This is a genomic window from Geomicrobium sp. JCM 19039 (assembly GCF_000698145.1).
Classification (GTDB): domain Bacteria; phylum Bacillota; class Bacilli; order Bacillales; family Marinococcaceae; genus Geomicrobium_A.
The window spans coordinates 187,625-210,110 of record NZ_BAXB01000003.1 but is presented as its reverse complement, the minus strand read 5'-3'; the positions used below and the strand labels follow the sequence as shown (position 1 = coordinate 210,110).

The following is a 22,486-nucleotide window of genomic DNA, read 5'->3' as shown; positions in this document are numbered from 1 at the left end:
GTCTTATAATTATAGTTAGCATCCATAAAAAAAACAATGGGTTCGATGTAAACACCATTGTTTCGCTCTCATCTGCGTAAATGTGAGTCAAATCTACATTTCGCGGTCGCTATATCCTTGTTCATTCAAAAATCTTGCTTTATTACGCCAGTCTTTTTGCACCTTTACCCATAATTCTAAGAATATATCTGAACCTAGAAGTACGCGAATGTCTTTTCTTGCTTCTTGACCGACCTTTTTCAGCATTGCTCCTTGCTTTCCAATGACAATCCCCTTTTGAGACTGTCTTTCGACAACAATCGTCGCTTGCACATACGTCTTTTGATTCGGTCTTTCTTTCACGGATCAATAATGACGGCAATGGAATGAGGAATTTCATCACGCGTATGAGCCAACACTTTCTCACGAATCAATTCAGCAATAATGAAGCGTTCTGGATGGTCGGTAACCTGCTCATCAGGGTAATATTTCGGCCCTTCAGGAAGGTATTTGCGAATTTCTTTCGTGAGCACATCAACATTTTGGTTGTGAAGCGCTGATATAGGAATGACTTCTTTAAAATCGTAATGATGTCGATATTCATCAATTCTCTCCAAAAGCTGGTCTGGGTGAATTTTGTCTATTTTATTCATCACGAGAAATACCGGCGTGTTTACGCGTTGTAATGATTCAAGAATATAAGCCTCACCACCGCCAAACTTCTCGGACACGTCAATAAAGAAAAGAACCACGTCGACTTCTTTTAGTGTATCTAACGCCTGACTAACCATAAATTCCCCAAGTCGATGCTTCGGCTTATGAATCCCCGGTGTGTCCAAGAAGATCATCTGTTCGTCTGCTGTAGTGTGCACCGCTTGAATTTTATTTCTCGTCGTCTGTGGTTTATCACTCATGATGGCGATCTTTTGACCGATCACTTGATTGAGTAATGTTGACTTCCCTGCATTCGGGCGGCCAATTAATGAAATGAACCCTGACTTGAATGAGTGATTATTGCTTGTCATTCATATCTCCTGCCTCAAAAGCACCCGGCAATAATGTAGCGATCGTTACTGTCCGAGTCTCTCCTTTTAAATTTCCTAAAATTACTTCACCTGTTGAATCCATAAATTCCGCAATCACTTGTCGACATGCGCCGCACGGTGAAACAGGGCCTTCTGTATCTGCGGTCACATAGAGCTTTTTTATTTTACGATGGCCTTCAGACATCGCCTTAAATATCGCCGTTCGTTCTGCACAGTTCGTTAATCCATACGATGCATTTTCTATATTTGCGCCTGTAAACAGCGTTCCGTCTTCAGTTTCTAAGCTCGCTCCAACTTGGAATTTCGAATAAGGAACATAGGCGTTGCTTCTTGCTTTTTCTGCAAGTGTTTGTAAATCAGACATGAATCATTCACCTTTCTATAGAAATAAATTCATTACCGGTTCGTAAAACACAATAATGCCAACAATGACAGCAATCATACTATAGATGAGCACAGCGGCGGCAGCTACGTCTTTTGCTGTCTTTGCAAGAGGATGATACGTCGGGGAGACGAGATCAACAACCCGCTCAATGGCCGTGTTGACCATCTCAAGAGTGATTACACCACCGATAACAATGAGTAGCATACCGATTTGCAAAAGGCCTACATCTAGCGAGATCGCTAACAATACGATAAACAACGTCAAAAAAACATGGATTTTCATGTTTTGTTCGTGCTTATAGACGTAATACAACCCACGCGCTGCGTAAACAAAGGAAAAACCTAGACGTCTTATGCCAGTTTTTTTACGTTTCTCTTTCCAATCCATAGGCAGTTAACAATTCCTCCTGCAACGCGAACATCTCTTTTTCGTCGGCCTCTGATTGATGATCATAACCGATGAGGTGTAGCAATCCGTGGATGGCTAGAAATCCGAGTTCGCGTTCGATTGAATGATTGTACTCTTTCGCTTGCTCTTTCATCCGCTCCACACAGATGACAATGTCCCCAAGCAGATGTTCATCTTGGAAACCCGCGTCCTCTTCATCATCATTTAGAGCAAAACTAAGTACATCCGTCACTTCATTTTTGTTTCGATATTCATGATTTAACGCTTGAATTTTCGTTTTTGAAACGAAAAGTACGGAGCTTTCCGTTTCCACTGGAAGTTGCAATCGTTGGCAGCTACTGCCTAGAATTTGAGTTACAAGTTCTAGTTGTTCAGCGGTGAGTTCTTCGGTTTCATCAATCACGTCGATCGGGTAATTCATTGGGCTGATTTCGACTCCTTTTCTTCATCTGGGTACTCAATTCGAGAGTGAAATGTTCCATGTAACGTTTCACACATTGAAGATGCGACGATCGCTAGTTCACGAACGGTAATATCACATTCGTCTAATTGCTGGTCCACGAGTCGATCTTGAATAATTGCATCTACGAGTGCTTTAATTTTAGCATCACTCGGTTCAGACATCGAACGGACCGCGGCTTCCACACTGTCGGCAATACCAATGACCGCTGATTCCTTAAATTGGGCTTTCGGTCCTGGGTACCGGTACGCTTCTTCCTTAGGACTTTCATCGATTTCTTTCGCTTTATAATAGAAATACTTTAACATCGTTGTCCCGTGGTGCTGTTTGGCAATATCAACGATTTCTTTAGGCATCTGGTGCGCTTCTAACATCTTTGCACCATCATACGGATGGGCAATAATTAATGCTGCACTTTTCTTAGGCGGTAAACGATCATGCGGGTTATCCATCTGCAGTTGATTCTCAATGAAATAGACCGGCTTTTTTGTTTTCCCTAGGTCATGATAATATGCCCCAACACGAGCAAGCAATCCATTTGCCCCGATTGCCTCACAAGCCGCTTCTGCGAGATTTGCCACCATCACACTATGATGATAGGTGCCTGGAGCTTCTAACAAAATCTTACGCAACAATGGATGGTTAGCATTCGTGAGCTCAATGAGTTTCGTTTGTGACAATATATTAAATCCGGTCTCGAAAAACGGCAACAAACCTAAGGTGAGCACAGCCGATAAAAACCCAGATAAAATTGCAAAAGTAATTTCAAAGCCGAATGTGGAGAGCACAAGCTGTTGATTGTTAAACACATGTAGAACGGTCACAATCGCGGCGTTAACAAGCGCGATGTACACACCTGCTTGCAAAATTTTACCAGTTCTAGGGTTCTTTCCGATAAAGAACACACCTGAAAATCCGCTTAAAATTGAATACACAAGAAATGACGAGTGAAAGGCACCTGCCGCTGACCCATTATAGATTACACTTGCACATAATGACAATAATACGACTGAAAACAGGGCGATCCGATAGTTGAGCAGTTGGGCAAGCAACATCGCGCCTAAAGCGATCGGCGTGATCCAGATGACCCCGTGGACGTCTAATACCGACAAAAGACTTATTAAGGTCATCAGTGCGAGCATAATGAAAAACACGATCACATACAACAATAGATGACGATTGCTATGTTTAATCGGGCTACTCGTTTGCACTGTATAGAATCGAAACATTAAAAGCAACACTGCGGTAAAAATGAGCAATCCTATGTATGGGTACGGGGTGATGTTTTCATCTAAGAGACCGACCAATCGCATTTGCTCATAAGCAGCGGGCCCAATAATCTCTCCTTCTTGTGCCAACAGTTGCCCTTCTCTAATGAGCACAGGGTCAACTTCACTGAGCAAAAGCTGAACTTGCTCACTCGTCGCTTCATCGTCATAAATATAATTTGCGATAACGAGTGAACGCGTAATCTCAGTCACTGCATCATGTAGGCGTGAACTGTTTAGTGAGTGCAACACACGTTCTTCAGCTTCATCGCGAGCCTCTGGCACTTCATCAACTGAAATCCCTTCATTCATCACCTCAAAAACCGAATTCCTAACGATATCTCTAGCGACACGCAGTTGTTCAGGGCTTGATGTTAATAACGTCTCGATCGTTGACATCGTCAAATCACGGTCAACGTCTTGATTGACTGCTTCTTGCATATACTCCATTTGTTCTTCTAATTCAGGTGGTGAATCTCCTTCTGTGAGCTCATCTTCATCACGTTCCATGTCTGAAGACAACTGGATCGCAAGCCCAAAGATCGCGTTCACCTTTTCCGTTTGCGATTGAGCATAGTCACTTCGGAGCACGTATACAGGTCGATCGTCGCAACAGCCTCTTGGCGTCGCTCAATCGTCTGCTCCTCATGCTCTACTGTAATCGGTGCTCGTATATCTTCAGGGGCAGGTTCAGATAGTGAAATATCTAGGCGGTCAGGGACAACATTTGACACCATTGATCCAAATAATAATATTGCAAGCAAGAGAAATAAGCCGATCCTTATGGTTCGGGAACTTAAACGAAGCAAAGGTCGGCTCATATTTCTTGTTTTGTTTTTCACGTTCAGCACTCCTACGCTTGCAATTTCAATGGTCGATTATTCATTACCTTCTTGGTCGTACGCTTCCAACACACGCTTTACGAGCGTGTGGCGCACAACATCGGCTCCTTGTAAGTAAACAAAACCAATGTCACGCACAGGCTTTAGAATATCTGTCGCCACTTGCAATCCTGATTTTTTGCCTTTCGGTAAATCAACTTGCGTAAGGTCGCCGTTGACAATCATTTTCGAGCCAAAGCCGAGGCGGGTAAGAAACATTTTTATTTGTTCAGGCGTCGTGTTCTGCGCCTCATCTAGTATGACAAACGCATCATCAATGTGCGTCCTCTCATATAAGCAAGCGGGGCCACTTCAATGGTTCCACGCTCCATTAGTCTCGCCGTATGCTCCGTGCCAAAAATATCGTGTAGTGCGTCATAAAGAGGCCGTAAATACGGGTCGACCTTCTCTTTAAGATCTCCTGGCAAAAACCCAAGGTTCTCGCCAGCTTCAACAGCTGGACGCGTCAACACAATTCGTTGAACAGAGCCTGCTTTTAAAGCGCTCACCGCCATAACAACAGCCAAGTATGTTTTACCTGTCCCAGCAGGACCAATACCAAAAACCATATCATGATTGCGGATCGCTGATACGTACGTTTGTTGTCCGAGCGTCTTAACGACAATAGGTTTCCCTTTCGCATTAATTGCAATGGTCTCTTGATAAATGTGATTTAGTTTATCAAGCTTGCCTTCTTCGTCCAACTGCACAGCATAAATGACGTCACGTTCACTAATATCTGTTCCTTGACGAAGTAACTGCAACAATTTAATGAGCACTCGTTCCACGCGGTCAATATGCTCTTCAGTTCCCGAAACGACGAGCGCTTCACCTCTTGTCACAATGGACACATCAAGAATTTCTTCCATTCGTTTTAGATGTACATCATTCGGACCAAAAAGGGATTGCAACTCGAGTGAATCTTGCACATGTAAATCGATGACTTTTCTCTCTGTCAAAATTCTCATTCTCCTTGTGATATCGGTGCTTCTTCAGCAATGTTTTCGATCACTTCATAATGGATGGATACTGTAACTTTACCATTGTCGGTTCGTGTCTGTAAAATATTTTCAGAAATCACTTCAGCGTCTGGCCCTAATTGTCTTCTTAATTCCCTGTCAGCCACTTGCTTTGCACGCTCACTAGCTTCATCTACGGAATAAGAAATTTCCCTTTGACCACGTTCTGAATAAGTCGTTCTTTCAATCGGTAATTCAATTGTCGTAAAAACGAGTGGAAGCTTTATCGACTCCGTTTGCTCATGGAAGTTGTCGAAATCTTCCTCAACTCCTCGTCCCCAAAACTGCCAAGCAAAATCCCCAAGTTGTAGCTCATACTGACTCGCCCGTTCCCCCGTGTACGTTTCTCCTCTTAGTGTCATCGGCACTTGAACCTGCCTTGGTACCACGTTTCTGCTCGAATGGTTCCTTCAGCAGCAATCGCAGACTCTTCCCCTTCACGTCCAATGAGTCCTGAGATGAGCAGGTCGCCAACTTGGACGACATCATTTAACGCGACAGCTGCTCGTCCATTTTCAACGTAAAGTTCATGAATGACACCGTTCTTCATTGCGACTAAATTTCTTGGAGATAATGCTTCTCTCTCCTCAGCCAATTGCTGCTCTACGACTTGAAACTGGTAGCTCGTACCCCTTTTCTCTACACCAATCCACGTCGCGCCTGGGACCTCTTCGGACACTCGTTGCTGAAGCTCCGATTCTGCAGGGATTCTCCATTGAGGACTACCTGGTGCTAAACTTGATCTTGTGCCCATACACGTATTTCATGTTCGATCTGCGGCGAAGCTCCTTCAACATCCACCCTCCAAACCATTTGTGACAAAAAGCCAACAACGAGGAAGAACACGAGAATACCTGCGACAAATCCAAAACGTCTAAAACCCTTTTGTTATATAAATACATGCCCTTTCGCTCACCAAACGATACTTTGATTGGGTGATTTCTTGCGATTTTTCGAAGCTTCTTCACATCAGGGATATTCATGATCGCCTGCACGTGACTCACATTCTTTCTTTCAACATTCACGAAAGAAATGTCGTCTTGAATACATTCATTAAGAAATGATTCAATTTGTTCTCCCACGAGGAAAAGCTCAACTTGCCCTTTCCAATTGCGCTCGGTTTTTTGCACATTACTTCTCTCCTTTATTATGAATGTGGGCCACTTGATCAATTTGACCTTCAAGAATTAATTCATCTGGCAAAATCGCTTTTATAATCATCTCTTTGCCTGTGACAAGAAGCTCCCCGTCACTTAAACGAAGTTGCACATTGTCAGAGGAGAAAGAAAGAATGCCTCGGTGATTTTCGATATATACATGGACGTGTCCGATCATCGTTACCCTACTGAGGCCAAGGGTCACATCAGCAGGAATTTGCATGCTTTTAGTCATAAGCTTTCTAAGCTTTCTTGATATGGACGCCACAAACATTCCCTCCTCAACTATACGTATGTCCTAATACGTCCGATCATCACTACGATTACGTTTTAGAACCGACCAAAAAAAGCACCCTCAAAGGAGGATGCTTTATCTTATGACATATAACGCTTAGGTGTTCGCGGATTCGTTCGATGAGGTTTAGTACCTCGAGGTTCGGTTAATATTTCTGACCAAACCATCCCTTGAACGATATCTTTTCTGGAGATGTTTTTGAAGGAGACAAGCTCCCCTTCATTATCACGTGAAGCGATGCGTTTTTGCTTCGCTTGTAACTGCTTTGTTTTTGCTTGGAGCTCCTGTTCAGCTTGACGCTTTCGACGTCTCACTTCTTCACGACGCTTTTCAAATTCCTGCATTTCTTTACTCACAACAGTCGAATCTGGAGACGACGTCTCTTGTTGCTCGGGTGTACTGAGTGTCGAGTCCGCACGTGGCTGGCGGCTCGTTGGCCGCTCTTGTTGCTCTTCTGACCGACCGCCAAACATTTCCTCCAGTTGCTTACCAAGATCACCAAATGGGCTTTCTTGACTTTCACCTGCCGATGTTTCCGTACGTTCTGACTGCTGAGTTTCTTGTGGACGAGGACCTGTCCCTGGTTTGGAGCGTTCATTTGTCTTCTTGGAATTGGTAAACAAGTTCATGATGCTCGAAATGATCATCATGAGAATAATAATTCCAATAATCTCCATTCATCAGTCCCCCTTTCTTCCATTCAAAAAACTATCCTCGATTACGGTGTGGATCTTCGTCTTCATCATCTTTCGTAGCTTTGCCGATACTCTCTCTCATATCCGTATCCGCTTGCACGTTTTGGAAGTTCACGTAATCCATAACTCCTAGGTTACCCGCTCTAAATGCTTCTGCCATGGCCATCGGTACTTCTGCCTCAGCTTCAACAACTTTCGCACGCATTTCTTCAACACGAGCTTTCATTTCTTGTTCTTTGGCAACAGCCATCGCACGACGCTCTTCTGCTTTAGCTTGTGCAATATTCTTATCTGCTTCTGCTTGGTCAGTCTGGAGCTCAGCACCAATGTTCTTCCCGATATCAATATCGGCAATATCAATGGATAGAATTTCAAAGGCAGTTCCTGAATCAAGACCTTTTGTTAGAACGGTTTGTGAAATCATATCTGGATTCTCTAGAACTTTCTTATGATCATTGTTAGAACCAATCGTGGAAACGATCCCTTCACCGACACGGGCAATGACTGTATCTTCACCAGCACCACCGACGAGGCGATCAATGTTCGCTCGTACTGTAATTCTTGACTTCGCTTTAATTTCGATACCGTCCATCGCTACACCGGCAATAAATGGTGTTTCGATGACTTTCGGATTTACACTCATTTGTACAGCTTCTAACACATCACGACCAGCAAGATCAATCGCTGCCGCACGCTCAAATGATAAGTCAATGTTCGCACGATGCGCAGCAATCAACGCATTGACAACCCGATCGACGTTACCACCCGCTAGGTAGTGACCTTCCAACATGTTTGTTGTAATATCAAGACCCGCTTTTTTCGCTTTGATTAGCGGGTTAATGACCCGTTTTGGAACAACGTTACGTAAACGCATCCCGACGAGTTGGAAGATGCCGACTTTAACATTCGCTGCAATTGCAGCAATCCAAAGTCGAACAGGTACAAATGTGAATAGAACAGAAAGCAAGATGATTGCAATAGCAATCACGACAATGACCAAAAGTGGCCCTGTACTAATAATGTCCATTTTCGTAGTCCCCCTTTAATAGAATTACGTGCTTATTTGATCTCTCTAACGACAATACTCGCACCGTCTGTACGAACAACTTGAATCGACTTACCTTTCTCAATGAAACTACCTTCACTCACAACATCCACTTGGGCATCGTTTATTTCACCAATACCTGCAGGTCTTAACGGTGTAAGAGCCACGCCTGTTTCATTTAACAAACGTTCTTTATCCGCTTTTCTCTGTGTTCCTTCTTCGCTTGAAACCTCGTCTTGGAGCACGAGACGCTTCATTAAGCCAATACGTCCAAAATACTTGAACATAACGAATGCCGCGACACCTGCTGCTCCAACAGCAAGCAAAATCGAAAGAAAGATTTGTGAAGTATCAAAAGAGGCAAGATAGATACTGCCGATAATAGACCCAACCCCTAGTAAACCAAACAATCCGAAGCCTGTAAATACGATTTCGACAACAATCAGGATAATTCCTATAATTAATAGGATTAAACTTTCCCAACCTGCAAATCCAGCAAACAAATGCCCAAAGAAAAACAAGCCAAGTGATGATAATCCAACAATCCCTGCAATACCAAAACCAGGTGTGAAGAATTCAGTAATGAGGCCAACTGCACCTACAGCAAGAAGTACCGAGATCATGGCTGGATGTGTGATCCACCGCGTCATCGTTTCTGCTAAAGCAAGGTCTTGCTCAACGACTTCTGCGTCCGTCAAATCAAGAGCTGCTAGCACTCCTTCTCGGTCTTCTTCAATGCCCTCTGCATAATTGTTCTCTAACGCTTCGTTTGCATTTATAGATATCGGATTATCAGGGTTTACCATCCGTTCTGCAATGTCTGGAGGCCGGTCATGATCACTGCTCGCTGCAGCTGTTCTCATTTCCGTCGCCCAGTTTTCAGCGACTTTCTGGTCAGCAGCATTTCCCGCACCATCAATAACACTTGCATTTCCGATTTGAGCACCGGGTTGCATGTAGATATTGTCAGTATAAAGAGCAATGTACGCACCTGCAGAGATGGCTCCATCGTCTTCATTCTTTACGAATGTAGAAATCGGAACATCCGTTGCTTGAATCTTATTCACGATGTTCGTCGCGGCATTCACTGCCCCGCCAGGCGTATCCATTTCTAATAGAATATGGTCTGCACCGTCCTCAACTGCGTCCGTGATCGCTCGATCCAAGAAAGCTTCTAAACCACGTTCTACGGTTTGCTCAACTGGGATCACATGCACGGACTGATTGCTGTCAGCAACAGACTGAAATGGCAATATCATACCCGTGATGAGAAGTAAGAGGAAAAGAATAACACGACTTCTTTTTCCCATCTGCTCCCTCCCCTTCATGATGATCATTTATTTGCGAACTTACTCGTATTGTAACCGCTATAATTTAGTGTACACAATATATAAGCTAGAACACAAGTATTCCACACCTTCTGCCTAGTATTACGTGTGAGTTGACCAAAAGGTTTCAAAAATGCAAAACCCCTGATGCAAATCTGCACCAGGGGTTGAATCATTTCAGCCAATATTAGAACTTACGCTTACGCGCAGCTTCTGATTTTTTCTTCTTTTTAACGCTTGGCTTTTCATAATGTTTACGCTTGCGGACCTCAGCAAGTGTACCGTCTTTAGAAACATTCTTCTTAAAACGACGCAATGCTGAATCGAGCGACTCATTCTTTCTTATACGTGTTTCAGCCATTTGAATCCCTCCCTCCGCAGTACCGCTCACAATCATGACATTCACTTGTACAATATGATGTCATTTTAGTAAATTGTAATGGAAATTCGTCTGTTTTGCAACACCAATCTTTGAATTTCCACAAACTCGCTTCATAAATCTTCTTTGCATGCCATAACTATAAGCATTGGGGGACGGGCTATGGAGTATTCATTTATGATGATCGTTGTTTATATATTTATTTTTTTATTTGGAATTGCGATTATTCGTCTTGGATTAGAGCAGGCAACACCAGCGCGTGTAAAATCGTTAATTGAAAAAAGTACGAGCCACCCTTTAGCCGGACTCTTTGTCGGCTTTGCAGTTACTGCTGTTCTCCAGAGCAGTACCGCTGTCATGGTTCTTGCTGTCAGCCTTGTAGCTGCTCGCGTCATCCCTTTTCGACAAACGATTGCCATCATTTTGGGAAGCAATGTCGGGACGACCATCACCCTTGAACTTCTCGTTTTCTCTGGTGAAACTCTCGGCATGGTTACGCTCGTTCTTGGAGTACTTGCCTTGCTAACGAGAAAACGCTCGTTATTTTTATTTGGGATGATTTTCTGTGGGATTGGTTGTATGTTTCTTGCCATGGACGGTATGGGGGAGTGGGGAGAAGCCTTCGCAAGTCATGGGTTTGCAAGCACACTAATTGAACACAACATGTCTAACCTTGTGTCCATGCTCGGCGGAACCGTACTCGCATCGATTATCCAATCCAGTACAGCTGCGATTGCTATCGGTATTCAATTGTATGCCAATGAAGTGCTCAGCCTCGAAGCTGTCATTAGTATTATGATGGGTGCCAATGTTGGTACTTGCCTTACAGCTGTTATTGCCGCATTTGGGGCAGGTCGTGGTGCGATGCAAACCGCTATGGCGAATGTGTTTCTAAATCTTGGGGGTGCGTTACTTTTTTTACCATTTGTTTCGCTCTTTGCCTATTTCGTCATGCAACTCACATCTGATCCCGCTACTCAAGTCGCTCATGCTTCTGTGCTCTTTAACGTCATATGTTCGCTGTTACTCTTACCTTTCATCCATCCTTTTGCTTCACTCGTCGAACGAGTAACTGGCGAAAAATGAGGAAAGACGAAACGGGAAACACCCCCTTCGTCTTTCCCTCGTTAATTAAACAAATTGTTTTGCGTCGTGGTCGATGACGCGAACGAACTCTGCCTCACTCTCAGGATAACCTGCTCGAGTAATTTTCGCTTTAACAATTTGCCCGACCATTTCTTTTGTCGCTGGAACTCTTACTTTTAAGTAATTGCTCGTATAACCAACAAACATCCCCGAATCGTCTTTCACTTCTTCTTCAGGAATCACTTCTACCACTTCGTTTTCGAATGATGACGCATACTGCTTTGCCAGTTGCTGAGACAACGCAATAAGCTTTTGAACACGTGCCTGCTTTACGTTGTCGTCCACTTGATCGTCTCTTCTCGCTGCTGGTGTACCTGTGCGCTTTGAATAAGGGAACACGTGCAGTTCGGAATAGCCCATCTCTTCGATAAATGCGTACGTCTCTTGAAACTCATCTTCTGTCTCTCCAGGAAACCCGACAATCACATCGGTTGTAATGGCCAAGTCAGGGAAGATTTGCTTCAACTTCGCCACACGCTCTTTATAAAATTGCGTTGTATACTTTCTTCTCATTCGTTTTAAAACCGTGTCTGAGCCTGCTTGTAAAGGAATGTGAAAGTGATTCACAATTTTATTCGAGTTTTTTACAACCTGAATAACTTCATCAGTGATTTGACTCGCTTCAATCGATGAAATTCTTAGACGTTTGATGCCTTCAACTTCTTCAAGTTGTTGTAGAAGCTTAGCAAAGTTGTAGTCTTTAAAATCCTCACCGTATCCTGCTGTGTGGATTCCAGTGAGTACGATTTCTTTATAGCCAGCCTCAACGAGTTGCTTTGCTTGTTGAAGAACTTGCTCAGGTTCTCTTGAGCGAAGTAGCCCTTTTGCCCAAGGAATGATACAAAACGTACAGAAATTGTTGCATCCTTCTTGAATCTTTAAGCTCGCCCGTGTGCGATCACGAAACGCTGGAACGTCTAACTCTTCATATGTCCGGGTTTTCATAATGTTACCGACCGCATTTTTTGGTTCTCTTGTTTGTTTAAATTCCTCAATGTAGCCGATCATCTTTTTACGATCTTGAGTACCAACGACGATATCGACACCTGGAATATCCATAATTTCCGCTGAAGATGTTTGTGCATAACATCCCGTCACACAAATGACGGCATCGGGGTTGTTACGGATTGAACGGCGAATTACTTGCCGACTTTTTTTATCTCCTGTGTTCGTTACTGTACACGTATTAATAACATACACATCAGCGGGATTCTCATCCGCGGTCTGCGTGTAACCCGCCTCTTTAAATAATTGCCAAATGGCCTCTGTTTCATAGTGGTTGACCTTGCAACCTAACGTATGGAAAGCAACGCTTGCCATCGGTCTTCACCTCTTAATTTCGTATTCATAACTGAGCATGCTAAGAAGAGCAGTAGATGCCGTTTCTGCCCTAAGTATTCTGGGACCTAAGCTTATAGACGCAAACCCTGCATCTTGAAACAGCTGGAATTCACTTTCACTAAAGCCCCCTTCAGGTCCCAAAATCGCGAGCGCAGAAACAGGCGAATGAAGAGCTTCTAATTGGTCGTATAACGCATGATGATTCGTCCCTCGACCCGACTGTTCCGAGACGACCCATACCACATCATAACGGTCCGCTATTGATAATAGTTCCTTTGCAGAAGCAACGTGTTGAACTGCAGGCAGTCGCAGCCTTTCCGATTGCTCTGCAGCTTCTTGAACGATCTTTTTGTAACGGGTGAGCTTTTTGTCTTGCTTTTTCTCGTCCCATTTTACGACGGAATGCTTTCCTCCAAAACCAATAAACCCAAAAGCACCTAACTCCGTTGCTTTTTGCAGCATCCATTCAAACCGATCACCTTTAATGTCTGCTTGCGCGATTGTAACACGAACAGGTAGCTCCGCGCATGTTTCGATCGTTTCAGAAAACTGTGCCGTCACCTTCTGTGCGTGTACAGATGTAATGGTAAACTTTGCTGCTTTTTCATTTTCATCTACACAAATGAACTCATCGCCTGCACTCATTCTCATCACCCGTTCAATGTGGTGAGCTTGTTCGCCTTGGAGAACGACTTGTTCCCCTTCTACATCTTCATTTTGGATAAAATATCGTTGCAACCACCTACACCTCACTCATTCGTTGTGCGTGAATCGCGACCCAATCCTTTATTTCATGAACGTCTTTGACGGTAAACCCGTGCAGAGAGAGCACATGAATAACTTCTGCTTTCTTTGATGAGATAATGCCCGAAACGAGCAAATGTCCGGTTTTTTTCAAGTGGTTTTGCACCGATGGAATCATGCGGATCACGATGTCACTTAACAGATTGGCCACCACTACATCTGCCTTGTCTGTTGAAGCAGTTTCAGCGAGCAAGTCTCGTTCTGTCACTTCAGTAGATTCAGCTGTTTGATTACGCTCGATGTTTTCTTTGGCCACCTTCACCGCGACCGGGTCCAAGTCAAATGCTTGTACGTGACGAGCACCTAGTTTCACCGCTGCAATACTTAATATACCCGAACCTGTACCGACATCAATGACGCGGTCTCCAGGTTGAATTAACGTCTCCAGTGCCCGTAAGCATAAGAGCGTCGTTTCGTGTGTGCCCGTTCCAAATGCCATGCCTGGGTCCAATTCGATGATCGTTTTCTCGTGATCCGTTGCACTGACCGGCTCCCACGAAGGGACGATTCGCAACGTGCTGCTCACATCAATCGGTTTATAATAGGTCTTCCATGCCTCTGACCAATCTTCTTCACGGATTGTCTGTTGTTCAATGTTTATCCCTTTTACCGGTAATCCACTTTCTCTCTCCAACTGCTCGAGCGCCTTTGTAATGGCGTTCATTGTTTCATTCAAACGCTCGTCAATAGGAAAATATGCTTTCAACACGACGCCAGACGTAGGCAAATGATCAACCGAAGGCTTACCGATAATATCACTGCCCCACTCAGGCTCGTATTCACGATCGCGACTGTCTTCGATAACGATCCCGTTCGCACCCTGTTCATTTAAAAGCCCAGCGACTTGCTCATGTGCTTCATGAGACGTATGTAGGCGACATTCTGTCCATTCCATAAATCAAAACCTCCTCATCGATAAAGCTGGTTTCCTCTAGAGGAAACCAGCCTTCATCATCATTCGTGTTAATCTCCGCGAAATGCCCGTTTTACTTTATCGAAGAAGCTGTCGCTATGCTCATCAACCGTTTCTCCACTTTCATCGGCAAATTCTTTCAGCAATGACTTTTGTTTATCGGACAATTTCTTAGGCGTAATCACACGAACTGTGATTAACTGATCCCCCGTTCCACGTCCGTGGACGTTTGGTGCACCTTTGCCTTTAAGTCGAAATTGCTTGCCGGTTTGAGTGCCTGCAGGTACTTTAATCTTCACTTTCCCACTTAAAGCAGGAACTTCGATCTCATCACCAAGCGCTGCCTGTGTAAAGGTGAGTGGCATCTCACACCTTACATGATCTCCATCACGCTCAAAAAACTCATGCGGTTTGACATTAATCACAATGTATAAATCTCCAGGAGGGCCACCATTCACACCTGCTTCCCCTTGGCCAGCTTGTCGCATTTGTTGACCATGATCAATACCTGCAGGAACGCGTACTTTTACTTTTTTGCGTTTTTCAACGCGACCGTCGCCACCGCACGTATTGCATTTATCTTTGATCGTTTGACCTGATCCTTCACAACGATCACAAATTCTACGATTTACGACACGGCCAAACGGCGTGTTTTGTTCAACATTTAGTTGACCGCTGCCGCCACACCTCCCGCACGTTTCAGGTGATGTGCCTGGCTTTGCGCCTGACCCAGAACACGTTTGGCAAGATTCTTCCCGCGGGATTTCAATTTCTTCCTCTTTGCCAAAAACGGCCTCTTTAAATTCCAACGTCATTGTATATTGAAGATCTGCTCCTTGTCGAGGTGCATTTGGATCTCGTCTGCCCCCGCCACCAAAGAACATGTCGAAAATATCACCAAAGCCGCTGCCACCAAAGTCTCCAGCACCGCCGCCGAAACCTTGATTCGGATCGGCATGCCCAAATTGATCATAATGGGCTTTCTTTTGAGAATCGCTTAAGGTGTCATACGCTTCTTTTACTTCTTTAAACTTCTCTTCCGCATCATCTTCTTTATTGACATCTGGATGATATTTTCTTGCAAGCTTACGGTAAGCTTTTTTTATCTCATCAGCAGATGCATCCTCACTGACGCCGAGCACTTCATAGAAGTCGCGCTTACTCATTGTCCAAATCACTCCCGTTAGTAACTACATGGCACTCATCTTACATTGGTTTTATGATGACAGCAACAACCATCAAGAAAAAAGTCAAAGCCTAGAGAAACTGACTTTGACTTTATCTCTTGAAATGATTATCTATTATTTGTTGTCGTCTTTTTTCTCTTCGTCGTCTTTCACTTCTTCAAAGTCAGCATCAACGACGTCTTCTTCTTGACCGGATTGTTCTTGGTTTTCAGCAGCGCCTTCTTGCTCAGCGTTTTGAGCCATTTGCTCATACATTTTCTGAGAAAGTGCATGAACAATTTCTTGGAGCTCATCTTTCGCTGTGCGGATCACTTCAAGGTCAGTTCCTTGCAACGCCTCTTGAAGCTTCACTTTAGCTGTTTCAGCATTTTCCTTGTCAGCAGCTTCTACATTTTCACCTAAATCTTTAATCGTTTTGTCTACGTTAAAGACGAGGCTGTCTGCTTCATTGCGAAGTTCAGCTTCTTCTTTCTTGTGTTTGTCCGCTTCAGCATTTTCTTCTGCTTGTTTGACCATGTCTTCAATTTCATCATCTGATAGACCTGAAGAAGAAGTAATGGTAATGGACTGTTCTTTGTTAGTTCCTTTGTCTTTGGCACGTACATTGACAATACCATTCGCGTCAATATCAAAGCTTACTTCGATTTGTGGAACGCCGCGAGGTGCTGCTGGAATATCATTTAACTGGAAACGTCCAAGTGTTTTGTTATCCGCGGCCATCTCACGCTCTCCTTGTAACACATGAATGTCTACAGAAGGCTGGTTGTCAGCCGCTGTCGAGAACACTTGCGATTGACTCGTAGGAATCGTTGTGTTTCGTTCGATCAAGCGTGTAAATACGCCACCCATCGTTTCGATCCCTAGTGAAAGTGGTGTCACGTCTAGCAAGACGACATCTTTCACATCTCCAGCGAGAACACCCGCTTGCACGGCTGCACCAAGTGCTACCACTTCATCAGGTTTACACCTTTATGAGGGTCTTTACCCGTAAGTTGTTTGATGCCCTCTTGAACAGCAGGAATTCGCGTTGAACCCCCAACAAGAATAATTTTATCAATTTCAGATGCAGAAACTCCTGAATCTTGAATCGCACGACGCGTTGGTTCCATCGTTCTTTCAACTAGATGAGAAGAAATTTCGTCGAACTTCGCTCGTGTAAGGTTCATTTCAAGGTGTTTAGGTCCTGAAGCGTCAGCTGTAATAAACGGAAGCGACAGTTGTGTTTGTGTCACACCTGAAAGATCTTTCTTCGCCTTTTCAGCTGTATCTTTAAGACGTTGCATCGCCATTTTGTCTTGTTTTAAGTCAATGCCATTTTCTTTTTTGAACTCATCAACCATGTGGTCAATAATCACTTCATCGAAGTCATCCCCACCTAGTTCGTTATCACCAGAAGTTGATTTCACTTCGAAAAAGCCATCGCCAAGCTCGAGAATGGATACGTCAAACGTACCTCCACCGAGGTCATAAACGAGGATCGTTTGATCTTCGTCTTTCTCAAGACCATAAGCGAGCGCTGCCGCTGTCGGCTCATTCACAATTCGCTCGACTTCAAGTCCAGCAATCTTTCCTGCGTCTTTTGTTGCTTGACGTTGTGAATCATTGAAGTACGCTGGTACGGTAATGACTGCTTTTGAAACCGTTTCTCCAAGATAAGCTTCTGCGTCAGACTTAAGCTTTTGGAGAATAATCGCTGAAATTTCTTGCGGCGAGTAATCTTTTCCTTCTGCTTCAACTTTATGATCTGTCCCCATATGTCGTTTAATTGAAAGAATCGTATTCGGGTTCGTGATCGCTTGGCGCTTCGCGACCTCACCTACTTGGCGCTCACCATCTTTAAAGGCAACAACCGATGGTGTTGTACGATTTCCTTCTGGGTTTGGGATGACGACTGCTTCGCCACCTTCCATTACCGCTACGCAAGAATTTGTTGTTCCTAAGTCAATGCCGATTACTTTACTCATTGCTATATCCTCCTTGATTCCGTTCTAACTCATACCATTTGTTTCTATTCGTTACGCGTTAACCTTCACCATTGCTGGACGGATCACACGATCTTTAAGTTGATATCCCTTTTGCAGTTCTTCCACAACTTGGTTGCTTTCAAACCCTTCTTCTTCCACTTGCATAACTGCTTGATGGAAATTCGGGTCAAATGGCTCTCCTTCAGTCTTAATCTCGGTAAGACCTTCAGAGCGCAGCGATTCTTGCAGCTGCTCATACACCATTGTCATTCCTTTATGGATGCTCTCTGCCTCTTCTGATTGTGGTGCATGATCTAAAGCACGCTTGAAATTGTCCATCGCTGGAAGCAACGACTCGATAAGCTTTTGCGAACGATACTTTGCATCGGACTCTTTTTCCATACGCGTGCGCTTGCGGAAGTTATCATAATCCGCCTGTTGCCTTAACACTTTTTGCTTAAGCTCATTTAGCTCGTTTTGAAGAAGGTCTTCTTCACTTTGCTCAACTTCTTCATCCGAAACCGATTCTTCAGTGTCAGGCTCAATAATTTCAACCTCTTCTGCTGTTGGTTCTGTTTCTTCGTTTGTTTTCTTATCTTGTTCTGTCATACATTGACACCTCCAAGCCACATGAAATCACTCGGAGCATACGACTATCCATCATGCCGATACAGTCTCGTCAAAGATGCTGACAACCCGTCGGCCATTTGTTTGATAATCCGAATGGCTCGCTCATATTCCATACGTGTCGGACCGATAAGCCCGATCGAACCTACAGACTTTCCATCGATCGCATACGTGGCTGTTATCATGCTAATATCATCAAATAATTTCAAGTGGTTCTCCTCACCAATCTTTACGGTAAGACCACTCGTATTCGCAGAAGACAAAAATGAATATACTTCACCGCTATCTTCCAACCATTTCAACATGGCCCTCACACGATCAACATCTTTAAACTCAGGTTGAACGAGCAAGTTCATTAAGCCGTTGTAGAAGATCTGTTCATCGTTCCCTGGCTTAAATGCACGATGCAAAAACTGAAACATCTCTTTATAATGATGAACGTGTTTATCTAGAATCCTCTCAATTTCAACAGTCATTAGACTTTCCCATTGACCAAGTGGACTATTGGACAACTGTTCATTTAAGATGTTCACAAATTTCTCGAGATCCGTTGCACTCATGTTCTCTGGAATATCAAACGTTCGATTTTCGACATGCCCAGAATCGGTCACTAAAATCGCAACCGCTTGCGATGAAGAAAGCGGGATAATTTGAATCTGCTTTAACTTCGTGTTTGAAATCGCAGGCCCAAGAACAACGGAAACGTAATTCGTCATCTCTGAGAGAATGGCTGCCGTTTTTCTCATCACCGCTTCGACTTCAGAAACTTTCTGGTCAAAAAAATGTTGCACAAAATCAAGTCGTTGACTTTGAGGTTCATTGGAATATAATAGCTGGTCAACATAGAGTCGGTATCCTTGATGAGACGGAATTCTGCCTGCAGAACTATGCGGCTTAATTAAAAAACCCATCTCTTCCAAGTCAGCCATCTCGTTTCGAATCGTAGCTGCGCTAAACGTCACATCGGGTCGTTTTGATATACTTCTTGAACCGACGGGCTCAGCGCTTTGGACATAGTCATCGACGATGGCTTGCAGAATGAATAACTGACGACGACTTAACATGTGTCCATCACCTCTGTTAGCACTCAATGAGTTCGAGTGCTAAATCTACTCCAAATTTATCAAATGGCTCTGTCTTTGTCAACGAATGAGATGTGTGTCTTTTGGAAGCAAAAACTTTTCAAACACCTCATTGCCGAGAAGCTGCCCTCGTTCCGTTAACCGTAAGTGATTGTCCCGCCATTCAACAAGACCGTCGTCGATGAGTTCAGGTAAGACGTTTCTGTACAATTCAGCCATGTGAATGCCGTATTTTTCACGAAAGCGATCGGCTCGAACCCCTCGGTTTAAACGTAATCCTAAAAACATTTCTTCTTCCATTTGCTCGGTCATCGAGAGCGCTTCAGATTTTCTCGTCGGCAGCTTCTTCTCTTCAATAGACTTCAAATAGTGAGGGATTGGACCGATGTTGCTGTACCGACTGCCGCCGATGTAGCCGTGTGAACCAGCGCCCAAAGCAAGATACGGTTCGTTTTCCCAATAGAGCAAGTTGTGCCGACTTTCTTTGTTCGGCTTAGAAAAATTACTAATCTCATATTGGAGGAAACCTGCATCAGCTAAACGCTGAATCAGCCACTCATACATATCTGCTTCATCGTCTTCATCCATCGGCGTTAGCTTTCCGGCTTTTTTCCAATTATGAAATTGTGTTTTCGGCTCAATTTTTAGCCCATAAGCGGAAATATGATCCGGATCTAAGGAAATGGCTTTTTCAACCGTCGCTCTCCATTGTTCATCCGTTTGAGCAGGCAGTGCATACATCAAGTCGATCGAGACGTTGTTAAACCCTTGATCTCGGACCCGATGAATCAATCGCTCCACATCTTCCGCTCCGTGCGTTCTCCCAATTTGTTGCAAAAGCTCAGCATCGAAAGTTTGCACTCCGATGCTCAAGCGATTCACTCCTGCTTCTCTTAGTACGCGTAATTGCTCATCTGTCACCCCGTCAGGGTTCACTTCCACAGTCACTTCGCTCATTTCATCCCAATGAACACCGGCCTTCTTTAGACCGAGAAACAACTGCTGCAATTGCTCACTGTTTAGGGCAGTGGGTGTTCCTCCACCGATATAGAACGTATCGGCATGATACCTTCCATTCTCCACACGCCATTTACCTTCCGTAGACAGTGCACGAATATACGCATCGACAGGTTGGCCTTCCAGAAGAACTTTATTGAAATCACAGTAGTGACAGATCTGTTTACAAAAAGGGATGTGTACGTACAATCCTTGTTTCAAACGAGCACGTCCTTTTTGTTATTTTTGGTCGTCCATCTTCAGTACACTCATGAAAGCCTCTTGAGGAACTTCAACATTACCGACGTTCTTCATACGACGTTTTCCTTCTTTTTGCTTTTCAAGAAGCTTTCTTTTTCTCGTAATGTCTCCACCATAACACTTGGATAGTACATTTTTTCGAAGCGCTTTAATCGTTGAACGAGCAATAACTTTATTTCCGATACCTGCTTGAACAGGCACTTCGAATTGTTGTCTTGGAATCAATTCTTTCAGCTTATCTACAATAATCTTTCCGCGATCATACGCCATATCTCGATGAACGATAATCGATAAGGCATCAACTTTTTCACCGTTTAAAAGAATATCCATCTTAACGAGCTTAGACTCGCGATAGCCAATCATCTCGTAGTCAAACGAAGCATATCCTTTTGTGTTCGATTTCAATTGATCAAAAAAGTCATAGACAATCTCGGTGAGCGGCAACTCATAAACGAGATTTACACGATTTTCATCCATGTACGTCATATCAATGAAATTCCCGCGTTTCCTTTGACACAAATCCATAACCGCACCGACATAATCATTCGGAACCATAACGGTACTTTTCACATACGGCTCTTCCACATAATCAATTGATTGTTGATCTGGCATGTTTGACGGGTTATCAATTTTCACCATTGAACCGTCCAACTGATGCACGTGGTAAATAACACTTGGCGCTGTCGTAATTAAATTAATGTTATACTCACGCTCAATGCGCTCTTGCACAATCTCCATATGCAAAAGCCCTAAGAATCCACAACGAAAGCCAAACCCTAGTGCTTGTGAAGTCTCCGCTTCGTATTGCAACGCACTATCATTTAACTCAAGACGTTCAAGTGCATCCCTTAACGCATTATAATCACTCGCATCAATTGGGTATAACCCACAATAAACCATCGGGTTCATCCGTTTATACCCTGGTAATGGTTCAGGAGCTGGCTCATGGACGTGGGTAATCGTATCCCCTACCCTAGAATCTCCGACATTTTTAATTGATGCGGTAAGGAAACCAACGTCACCTACCGTCAATTCATCTGTAGCTACTGGTTTAGGGGTCATAACCCCAATCTCTGTCACTTCAAACTCTTTACCCGTTGCCATCATGCGAATCTTATCGCCTTTTTTGACTGTTCCTTCAGCAATCCTTATGTAAGCGATAACGCCGCGATAAGAATCATAAAGCGAATCAAAGATTAACGCCTTTAAAGGGCCGTTTGGATCGCCTGAAGGTGCAGGTACTTTCTCAACCACTTGTTCAAGAATATCTGTAATGCCTATCCCGCTTTTACCGGAAGCGTGCACCGCTTCATCAGCTTCTAACCCGATCACATCTTCAATTTCTTGTTTCACACGTTCTGGCTCTGCACTTGGCAAGTCGACTTTATTAATGACCGGCAAGATTTCTAGATCGTTATCAAGAGCTAGATACACGTTTGCTAATGTTTGAGCTTCAATTCCTTGGGAAGCATCAACCACAAGAAGTGCCCCTTCACATGCGGCTAAACTTCGTGACACTTCATAAGAGAAGTCCACATGCCCTGGGGTATCAATAAGATGGAAAATGTATTCTTCTCCGTCTTTGGCGACGTATTTCAGTTGCACAGAATTTAATTTAATCGTAATGCCTCGTTCGCGCTCCAAATCCATAGCATCGAGGAGCTGATCTTGCATTTCCCGTTCTGATACGGTCTTTGTCTGTTCTAGTATTCGGTCTGCTAACGTTGATTTCCCATGGTCAATATGGGCAATGATAGAGAAGTTCCGAATTCTTTCTTGGCGAGTCTTGCGCTCATTATTATTCATACAATCACTCCTGA

At 43.8% G+C, this 22,486-nt stretch carries 19 protein-coding genes and 5 pseudogenes; 1 reads left to right on the top strand and 23 read right to left on the bottom strand.

What is annotated here, in order from left to right:
- Positions 1 to 93: 93 nt before the first annotated feature.
- The 14 genes and pseudogenes from era to rpsU form a co-directional block, all read right to left on the bottom strand.
- Positions 94 to 1,004: pseudogene (gene era / locus JCM19039_RS05280) on the bottom strand (GTPase Era).
- The gene (locus JCM19039_RS05275; RefSeq protein WP_042424629.1) at positions 991 to 1,389 is read right to left on the bottom strand and encodes a cytidine deaminase; all 399 of its coding nucleotides are present in this window, start codon (positions 1,387 to 1,389) and stop codon (positions 991 to 993) included. Before JCM19039_RS05275 ends, era begins: the two are co-directional and overlap by 14 nt.
- Before the next feature lie 15 nt (positions 1,390 to 1,404).
- Positions 1,405 to 1,692: a diacylglycerol kinase family protein gene (locus JCM19039_RS05270; protein WP_238544927.1), complete on the bottom strand. Its 288-nt coding sequence runs from the start codon at positions 1,690 to 1,692 to the stop codon at positions 1,405 to 1,407.
- 82 nt (positions 1,693 to 1,774) lie between these two features.
- Positions 1,775 to 2,239, bottom strand: coding sequence for an rRNA maturation RNase YbeY (gene ybeY, locus JCM19039_RS05265; protein ID WP_042424623.1), 465 nt, complete (start codon positions 2,237 to 2,239; stop codon positions 1,775 to 1,777).
- A complete protein-coding gene (locus JCM19039_RS05260) occupies positions 2,236 to 4,098 on the bottom strand; it encodes an HD family phosphohydrolase (RefSeq protein ID WP_152550091.1) in 1,863 nt (620 codons plus the stop codon). The genes ybeY and JCM19039_RS05260 overlap by 4 nt, the downstream gene beginning before the upstream one ends.
- Positions 4,095 to 4,388: a hypothetical protein gene (locus tag JCM19039_RS21605; RefSeq protein ID WP_052398528.1), complete on the bottom strand. Its 294-nt coding sequence runs from the start codon at positions 4,386 to 4,388 to the stop codon at positions 4,095 to 4,097. The genes JCM19039_RS05260 and JCM19039_RS21605 overlap by 4 nt, the downstream gene beginning before the upstream one ends.
- 36 nt (positions 4,389 to 4,424) lie before the next feature.
- Positions 4,425 to 5,395 (bottom strand): annotated as a pseudogene (locus tag JCM19039_RS05255) (PhoH family protein).
- A pseudogene (locus JCM19039_RS25165) lies at positions 5,392 to 6,200 on the bottom strand (sporulation protein YqfD). Before JCM19039_RS25165 ends, JCM19039_RS05255 begins: the two co-directional pseudogenes overlap by 4 nt.
- Positions 6,179 to 6,528, bottom strand: a pseudogene (locus JCM19039_RS27805) (sporulation protein YqfD). The pseudogenes JCM19039_RS25165 and JCM19039_RS27805 overlap by 22 nt, the downstream one beginning before the upstream one ends.
- Positions 6,529 to 6,577: 49 nt before the next feature.
- The gene (gene yqfC, locus JCM19039_RS05235; RefSeq protein ID WP_238544673.1) at positions 6,578 to 6,871 is read right to left on the bottom strand and encodes a sporulation protein YqfC; all 294 of its coding nucleotides are present in this window, start codon (positions 6,869 to 6,871) and stop codon (positions 6,578 to 6,580) included.
- Positions 6,872 to 6,978: 107 nt separating this feature from the next.
- Positions 6,979 to 7,575 (bottom strand): hypothetical protein, encoded by a 597-nt coding sequence (locus JCM19039_RS05230; RefSeq protein ID WP_042424609.1) that lies wholly within the window; start codon positions 7,573 to 7,575, stop codon positions 6,979 to 6,981.
- Positions 7,576 to 7,606: 31 nt separating this feature from the next.
- Entirely contained in the window at positions 7,607 to 8,620 is a 1,014-nt protein-coding gene (gene floA / locus JCM19039_RS05225) for a flotillin-like protein FloA (protein ID WP_042401080.1), read from the bottom strand.
- 32 nt (positions 8,621 to 8,652) lie between these two features.
- Positions 8,653 to 9,948 (bottom strand): nodulation protein NfeD, encoded by a 1,296-nt coding sequence (locus JCM19039_RS05220; protein ID WP_042424607.1) that lies wholly within the window; start codon positions 9,946 to 9,948, stop codon positions 8,653 to 8,655.
- Positions 9,949 to 10,153: 205 nt separating this feature from the next.
- A complete protein-coding gene (rpsU, locus tag JCM19039_RS05215) occupies positions 10,154 to 10,327 on the bottom strand; it encodes a 30S ribosomal protein S21 (protein ID WP_042401074.1) in 174 nt (57 codons plus the stop codon).
- A 180-nt stretch (positions 10,328 to 10,507) separates the two neighbouring features.
- Here rpsU and JCM19039_RS05210 point away from each other — a divergent pair, with 180 nt between their 5' ends.
- Complete coding sequence (locus JCM19039_RS05210; protein ID WP_042424604.1) at positions 10,508 to 11,431, top strand: Na/Pi symporter; 924 nt, start codon at positions 10,508 to 10,510, stop codon at positions 11,429 to 11,431.
- Between the two features lie 45 nt (positions 11,432 to 11,476).
- On the opposite strand, the gene mtaB is transcribed toward JCM19039_RS05210, so the two are convergent.
- The 9 genes and pseudogenes from mtaB to lepA all read right to left on the bottom strand — a co-directional run bounded on the left by mtaB (position 11,477) and on the right by lepA (position 22,472).
- Complete coding sequence (mtaB, locus tag JCM19039_RS05205; RefSeq protein ID WP_042424601.1) at positions 11,477 to 12,811, bottom strand: tRNA (N(6)-L-threonylcarbamoyladenosine(37)-C(2))-methylthiotransferase MtaB; 1,335 nt, start codon at positions 12,809 to 12,811, stop codon at positions 11,477 to 11,479.
- 6 nt (positions 12,812 to 12,817) lie between these two features.
- Positions 12,818 to 13,570, bottom strand: coding sequence for a 16S rRNA (uracil(1498)-N(3))-methyltransferase (locus JCM19039_RS05200; RefSeq protein ID WP_042424597.1), 753 nt, complete (start codon positions 13,568 to 13,570; stop codon positions 12,818 to 12,820).
- Between the two features lie 4 nt (positions 13,571 to 13,574).
- Complete coding sequence (gene prmA / locus JCM19039_RS05195) at positions 13,575 to 14,531, bottom strand: 50S ribosomal protein L11 methyltransferase (RefSeq protein ID WP_042424594.1); 957 nt, start codon at positions 14,529 to 14,531, stop codon at positions 13,575 to 13,577.
- Between the two features lie 68 nt (positions 14,532 to 14,599).
- Entirely contained in the window at positions 14,600 to 15,715 is a 1,116-nt protein-coding gene (gene dnaJ / locus JCM19039_RS05190) for a molecular chaperone DnaJ (protein WP_042424591.1), read from the bottom strand.
- A gap of 135 nt (positions 15,716 to 15,850) precedes the next feature.
- Positions 15,851 to 17,700, bottom strand: a pseudogene (gene dnaK / locus JCM19039_RS05185) (molecular chaperone DnaK).
- Positions 17,701 to 17,751: 51 nt separating this feature from the next.
- The gene (grpE, locus tag JCM19039_RS05180) at positions 17,752 to 18,309 is read right to left on the bottom strand and encodes a nucleotide exchange factor GrpE (RefSeq protein WP_042424588.1); all 558 of its coding nucleotides are present in this window, start codon (positions 18,307 to 18,309) and stop codon (positions 17,752 to 17,754) included.
- Positions 18,310 to 18,353: 44 nt separating this feature from the next.
- The gene (hrcA, locus tag JCM19039_RS05175; RefSeq protein WP_042424586.1) at positions 18,354 to 19,391 is read right to left on the bottom strand and encodes a heat-inducible transcriptional repressor HrcA; all 1,038 of its coding nucleotides are present in this window, start codon (positions 19,389 to 19,391) and stop codon (positions 18,354 to 18,356) included.
- 78 nt (positions 19,392 to 19,469) lie between these two features.
- Entirely contained in the window at positions 19,470 to 20,627 is a 1,158-nt protein-coding gene (gene hemW / locus JCM19039_RS05170; RefSeq protein WP_042424584.1) for a radical SAM family heme chaperone HemW, read from the bottom strand.
- An 18-nt stretch (positions 20,628 to 20,645) separates the two neighbouring features.
- Positions 20,646 to 22,472 (bottom strand): translation elongation factor 4, encoded by a 1,827-nt coding sequence (lepA, locus tag JCM19039_RS05165; protein ID WP_042424582.1) that lies wholly within the window; start codon positions 22,470 to 22,472, stop codon positions 20,646 to 20,648.
- Between the last annotated feature and the right edge of the window lie 14 nt (positions 22,473 to 22,486).

What these genes read in the sequence shown, in the direction of transcription:
- JCM19039_RS05210 (WP_042424604.1), top strand. Translation starts at nt 10,508, where the DNA reads ATGGAGTATTCATTTATGATGATCGTTGTTTATATATTTATTTTTTTA.
- dnaJ (WP_042424591.1), bottom strand. Translation starts at nt 15,715, where the DNA reads ATGAGTAAGCGCGACTTCTATGAAGTGCTCGGCGTCAGTGAGGATGCA.
- prmA (WP_042424594.1), bottom strand. Translation starts at nt 14,531, where the DNA reads ATGGAATGGACAGAATGTCGCCTACATACGTCTCATGAAGCACATGAG.
- hrcA (WP_042424586.1), bottom strand. Translation starts at nt 19,391, where the DNA reads ATGTTAAGTCGTCGTCAGTTATTCATTCTGCAAGCCATCGTCGATGAC.
- JCM19039_RS05230 (WP_042424609.1), bottom strand. Translation starts at nt 7,575, where the DNA reads ATGGAGATTATTGGAATTATTATTCTCATGATGATCATTTCGAGCATC.
- rpsU (WP_042401074.1), bottom strand. Translation starts at nt 10,327, where the DNA reads ATGGCTGAAACACGTATAAGAAAGAATGAGTCGCTCGATTCAGCATTG.
- lepA (WP_042424582.1), bottom strand. Translation starts at nt 22,472, where the DNA reads ATGAATAATAATGAGCGCAAGACTCGCCAAGAAAGAATTCGGAACTTC.
- grpE (WP_042424588.1), bottom strand. Translation starts at nt 18,309, where the DNA reads ATGACAGAACAAGATAAGAAAACAAACGAAGAAACAGAACCAACAGCA.
- JCM19039_RS05270 (WP_238544927.1), bottom strand. Translation starts at nt 1,692, where the DNA reads ATGAAAATCCATGTTTTTTTGACGTTGTTTATCGTATTGTTAGCGATC.
- JCM19039_RS05220 (WP_042424607.1), bottom strand. Translation starts at nt 9,948, where the DNA reads ATGGGAAAAAGAAGTCGTGTTATTCTTTTCCTCTTACTTCTCATCACG.
- mtaB (WP_042424601.1), bottom strand. Translation starts at nt 12,811, where the DNA reads ATGGCAAGCGTTGCTTTCCATACGTTAGGTTGCAAGGTCAACCACTAT.
- JCM19039_RS05275 (WP_042424629.1), bottom strand. Translation starts at nt 1,389, where the DNA reads ATGTCTGATTTACAAACACTTGCAGAAAAAGCAAGAAGCAACGCCTAT.
- ybeY (WP_042424623.1), bottom strand. Translation starts at nt 2,239, where the DNA reads ATGAATTACCCGATCGACGTGATTGATGAAACCGAAGAACTCACCGCT.
- floA (WP_042401080.1), bottom strand. Translation starts at nt 8,620, where the DNA reads ATGGACATTATTAGTACAGGGCCACTTTTGGTCATTGTCGTGATTGCT.